This is a genomic window from Pseudomonas sp. W15Feb34 (assembly GCF_023127765.1).
In the GTDB taxonomy this organism is placed as follows: Bacteria; Pseudomonadota; Gammaproteobacteria; order Pseudomonadales; family Pseudomonadaceae; genus Aquipseudomonas; species Aquipseudomonas synxantha_A.
Genome location: NZ_SPKN01000036.1, coordinates 1 through 5730, shown reverse-complemented (window position 1 = coordinate 5730; position 5730 = coordinate 1). Strand labels below are relative to the sequence as shown.

Sequence of the window (5730 nt, the reverse complement as noted above, 5' to 3'; positions counted from 1 at the left end):
GTTTGCGCGAGCAGGTCAGCGTCGGTGAAACCGTGGTGGTCGCCCAGGAGGGGCCGACCGGCAAGCAGTTGGTGGCCTATGTAGTGCCGGCAGATGTCAGCCTGGCAGACCCCGCCGAGTTTCGCGATGCCCTGCGGCGAGCCTTGAAAGCCGACCTGCCGGACTACATGGTGCCCAGCCACTTCGTATTCCTGGCGCAAATGCCGCTGACCCCCAACGGCAAGCTCGACCGCAAGGGCTTGCCATTGCCGGATGCGAGCCAGATGCAGCAACAGTACGTGGCCCCGCAAACCGAGCTTGAACAACAGATCGCTGCGATCTGGGCCGACATCCTGCACCTGCCGCAAGTGGGCCTGAACGACAACTTCTTTGAAGTCGGCGGCCATTCCTTGCTGGCGATCCAGATCACCTCCCGGGTGCAAGCCGAATTGGGCCTTGACGTGCCGCTGATGGAACTGTTCCAGACCGAATCGCTGCGTGCCTACGTGCAGGCCGCAGCCACTTTCCGCGCCGGCAGCGTGGAAGATTTTGATGACCTGCGTGACTTTTTGAGCGAACTAGAGGCGATTTGAACCATGCTTTCCAACCCTAATATCGACTTGGTGTCGCGCTTTCTTCGCTTGCCTCTGGAGCAGCGCCAGCAGTTTTACCAGCGCCTGCAAAGCCGGGGCATGAGTTTCGCTCAACTGCCGATTGCCTCGATCCGCGAGGACGGCCAACATCTGCCGCTGTCCTACGCTCAAGAGCGCCAGTGGTTTCTTTGGCAACTGGATCCGGACAGCACCGCCTATCACATCCCCGGCGCCCTGCGTCTGCACGGGCACTTGGACCTGGCGGCATTGCAGCGCAGTTTCGACAGCCTGCTGGCCCGGCATGAGAGCTTGCGCACACAACTGGTCGAGGACGGCGAACGCCTCTGGCAAGCGGTGATGCCCCAGGCGCGGGTGCAGATCCACCAGGCGCGTATCGACGAGGCACAGTTGATGGCGCGGGTGGAAGCCGAAGTCGCACGGCCGTTCGATTTGCACCAGGCGCCGTTGTTGCGCGTGACGCTGCTGCAACTGGCCGAAGATGAACATGTGCTGGTGATGGTGCAGCACCACATCGTGTCCGATGGTTGGTCGATGCAAGTGATGGTCGAAGAGCTGGTGCAGTTGTACGCCGCTCACAGTCAGGCCCATGATTTGCGATTGCCTGAGCTGCCGATCCAGTACGCCGACTACGCCCTGTGGCAACGAGGCTGGATGGAGGCCGGAGAGCAGGCGCGCCAGCTGGCCTATTGGCAGGCCCTGCTGGGCGGCGAGCAGCCGGTGCTTGAGCTACCGCTGGACCGCCCGCGTCCGGCGCAGCAAAGCCATCGCGGTGCAAGCGTGCAGGTGCATCTGCCACCGGCTCTGGTGGCCGGTATCAAGCGCCTGGCGCAGCAGGAGGGTGTGACGGCGTTCATGCTGTTGCTGGCGTCGTTCCAAGCCCTGTTGTATCGCTACAGCGGGCAGTCGGACATTCGTATTGGCGTGCCGAATGCCAACCGAAACCGTGTCGAAACCGAGCGGCTGATCGGCTTCTTCGTCAATACACAGGTGCTCAAGGCTGACCTCGACGGGCAGATGAGCTTTGCCGAACTGCTGCAACAAACCAAGCGTCGCGCCCTGGAGGCCCAGGCCCATCAGGATCTGCCGTTCGAACAACTGGTGGTGGCGTTGCAGCCCGAACGCAGCTTGAGCCACAACCCATTGTTCCAGGTGATGTTCAACCACCAGACCGATGCTCAGGGCGGCCGCGAAGGCCAGCAGTTACCGGGCCTGCGTGTGGTGGAACTGGAGTGGGACAGCCCGACCACCCATTTCGATCTGAGCCTGGATACCCATGAATCCGCCGAGGGCCTCTGGGCTGCGCTGACCTATGCCACTGACTTGTTCGACGCCGCTACCGTCGAGCGCTTGGCGCAGCACTGGCAGCACGTGTTGCAGGCGGTGGTGAACGCACCGCGCAGCCGTCTCTGCGAGCTGCCGATGCTGAGTGCCGTGGAGCAACAGGTGATGCTCCAGGATTGGAATGCTCCGGCGTGTGCCACCACCCTGCACGCGGTGCACCGGCTGTTTGAAGCCCAGGCCGACCGGCAGCCAGGCCGCCAGGCCCTGGCCCTGGATGACCAGGCCCTCAGCTATGGCGAACTGAACCGCCAGGCCAACCGGCTGGCGCATTACCTGCTGGCTCAGGGCATCGGCCCGCATGGGCCGGTGGGGATCTGCATCGAGCGCTCCTTTGCCATGGTGGTCAGCTTGCTGGCGGTGCTCAAGACGGGCGCAGCCTATGTGCCGTTGGACCCTGAGTACCCGCGCGAACGCCTGGTGCATATGCTTGAGGACAGCGGCGTCGGCCTGGTGTTGACTCAATCCCACCTGCGCGGGCGCCTGCCGTTGCCGGCTCATGTGTCGTCCGTGGATATTGACCTGGCCCCATTGGCGCAGTGCTCCGAGGACAATCTACCGACTGATGTCGAGCCCCAGAGCCTGGCGTACGTGATCTACACCTCCGGCTCCACCGGCAAGCCCAAGGGGGTTGCCATCAGCCATGCTGCCCTGAGTGAGTTCGTTGGCATCGCGGCGGATTACTCGCAACTGGTTGCCCAAGACCGGGTGTTGCAGTTTGCCACCCTGAACTTCGACGGTTTTGTCGAGCAGTTGTACCCGGCCCTGACCCTCGGTGCCACCGTAGTACTGCGCGGCCCGCAACTGTGGGACGGTGCCGAGCTGTATCGGCAGATCATCGCCCAGGGCATCACCTTGGCCGACTTGCCCACGGCCTACTGGAAGCTGTTCCTGCAAGACTGCCTGGCAGCGGGCCCGAGGTCTTATGGTGCCTTGCGCCAGATCCATATCGGCGGCGAAGCCATGCCGTTGGATGGCCCACTCCTGTGGCAGCGCGCCGGGCTCGGCCATGTGCGCTTGCTCAACACCTACGGGCCTACCGAGGCCACTGTGGTCTCCAGTGTGCTGGACTGCACCGACGCGAGCGCCGTCAGCGCCGCCGGTGCCAGCCCGATTGGCCGGGCGCTGCCAGGGCGTGGTCTGTATGTGCTGGACCGCGACCTGAACTTGCTGGCGCTGGGCGCAGTCGGTGAACTCTATATCGCCAGCGCCAGTGGCTTGGCCCGCGCTTATTTACAACGGCCGGGCCTGACTGCCGAACGTTTCGTCGCGGACCCGTTCGGCGCGGCAGGCGAGCGCCTGTACCGCACGGGCGACCTGGCGCGTTATCGCGCCGACGGCGTGGTGGAGTATGTCGGGCGGGTCGACCACCAGGTCAAGATCCGTGGTTTCCGCATTGAACTGGGTGAGATTGAAAGCGTACTGCTGGCTCAGGACAGTGTGCGTGAAGCCTTGTTGCTGGCGGCTGACAACCAACTGGTGGCCTACCTGGTGCCGGCGCAGACGCTGTCTGAAACCGAGCGCGCGGAGGCTGGCGAACAACTGATGCTGACCTTGCGTGAACACCTGCCGGACTACATGGTGCCAGCGCACCTGATCTTCCTCGACCACATGCCTTTGAACCCCAACGGCAAGCTGGACCGCCAGGCGCTGCCCAAACCCGAAGCCGCCGCCTTGCAACAGGACTGGCTGGCGCCGGTCACACCGTTGCAGCAACAGGTGGCAGCGATCTGGGCGGATGTCCTTGGCACCGAGCACGTGGGCCTGAACCAGCACTTTTTCGAGCTGGGCGGGCATTCGCTGTTGGCGATGCAGGTGGTATCACGGATACGCCAGACCCTGAGCCTGGAAGTGCCGCTCAAGGCCGTGTTCGAACACCCACGCCTGGAGGCATTTGTCACCGCCTTGCAGGCCCAGGACAGCCCGATGCCGACGGCGCCACCTCTGCTGCCGGCGGGCCGCGAGCAGCCGTTGCCGTTGTCTTATGCCCAGGAGCGTCAATGGTTTCTGTGGCAACTGGAGCCCCAGAGTGCGGCGTATCACATCCCCAGTGCATTACGCTTGAAAGGGCAGTTGGATCCAGGCGCGCTTCAGCACAGTTTCGATAGCTTGCTGGCGCGCCATGAAAGCTTGCGCACCCATATTCGCCAGGATCACGACGGCGCGGTGCAAGTGATTGAACCGCAGGTGGCCTTGCCGATCACCCAGGCTGATGTCGATGAGGCCCAGCTTCAGGCCCGGGTAGAAGCGTTGATTGCCCAGCCGTTCGACCTGCAGCAGGGCCCGTTGCTACGCGTGACGTTGCTGCGCCTGGCCGCCGACGAGCATGTGTTGGTGCTGGTGCAGCATCATATCGTCTCCGATGGTTGGTCAATGCAGTTGGTGGTCGAGGAGTTGGTGCAGTTGTATGCCGGTTACAGCCAAGGCCAGGATGTGCCGCTACCGGTGTTGCCGATCCAGTACGCCGATTATGCCGTATGGCAGCGTAACTGGATGGACGCCGGCGAGAAGCAACGTCAACTGGCCTACTGGCGTGAGCTGTTGGGCGGTGAGCAGAGCGTGCTGGAGTTGCCGTTCGACCACCAGCGCCCGGCGGTGCAGAGCCACCGTGGCGCGCGCCTGGCCTTCGAGCTGGCGCCCGAACTCACTCAGGGCCTCAAGGTGTTGGCGCAAGAGCAGGGCGTGACCCTGTTCATGTTGCTGCTGGCATCGTTCCAGACTTTGTTGCACCGCTACAGCGGCCAGGAAGAAATACGCGTCGGTGTGCCGATTGCCAACCGCAATCGCAGCGAGACCGAGCGGCTGATCGGCTTTTTCGTCAACACTCAGGTGCTCAAGGCGGATGTGCATGGGCAGATGAGTGTCGAGCAGTTGTTGCAGCACGTTCGGCAACGCGCGGTCGAGGCCCAGGCCCACCAGGACTTGCCGTTCGAACAACTGGTGGAAGCTCTGCAACCCGAGCGTAGCCTGAGTCACAACCCGTTGTTTCAGGTCATGTTCAACCACCAGACCGATGTCGGCCAGGTCCAGGTTCAGCGCCAATTGCCAGCGTTGCAGGTGCAAGGGCTGGAGTGGGAAAGCAAGACCGCTCATTTCGACCTGGACCTGGATATCCAGGAGTCCACCGAAGGCATATGGGCCACCCTGGGTTATGCCCAGGACCTGTTCGAAGCTGGCACTGTGCAACGCATGGCGCGCCACTGGCAGAACCTGCTGCAGGGGATGGTTGCCAACCCGCGGCAGCAGCTCAGTCAGTTGAGCTTGCTGGACGCGGCCGAACAACAACAGATCCTGCAACTCTGGAACCGCACGGATTCTGGCTTCTCGGCCGAGCGCTGGGTGCACGAATTGTTTGCCGATCGCGCCCGGGAAAACCCGACGGCGGTGGCGGTGAAGTTCGACGCACAAACCCTGAGCTACGGCGAACTGGATCGCCAGGCCAACCGTCTGGCTCATGCCCTGATTGCCCGTGGCGTCGGCCCGGAAGTGCGCGTGGCCATTGCCATGCCGCGCAGTGCCGAAATCATGGTGGCGTTCCTGGCGGTGATGAAAGCCGGTGGCGTGTATGTGCCGCTGGATATCGAGTACCCGCGTGATCGCTTGCTGTACATGATGCAGGACAGCCGCTCGAAATTGCTGCTGACTCATTCTGCAGTGCAGCAGCGGTTGCCGATCCCGGAGGGCCTGGAAGCCTTGGCGGTGGATCAGGTGCACGCCTGGTCAAGTTATAGCGAAACAGCACCGAATGTGGCGCTGGATGGCGACAACCTCGCCTACGTGATCTACACCTCCGGTTCCA

2 protein-coding genes are annotated in these 5730 nt (G+C 63.0%); both read left to right on the top strand.

Annotation, left to right across the window (positions count from 1 at the left end; all coding sequences use genetic code 11):
* On the top strand, nt 1-572 hold a 572-nt coding region (locus E4O97_RS17570; protein WP_248161832.1), incomplete at its 5' end, for a phosphopantetheine-binding protein.
* A gap of 3 nt (nt 573-575) precedes the next feature.
* On the top strand, nt 576-5730 hold a 5155-nt coding region (locus E4O97_RS17565; RefSeq protein ID WP_248161830.1), incomplete at its 3' end, for a non-ribosomal peptide synthetase.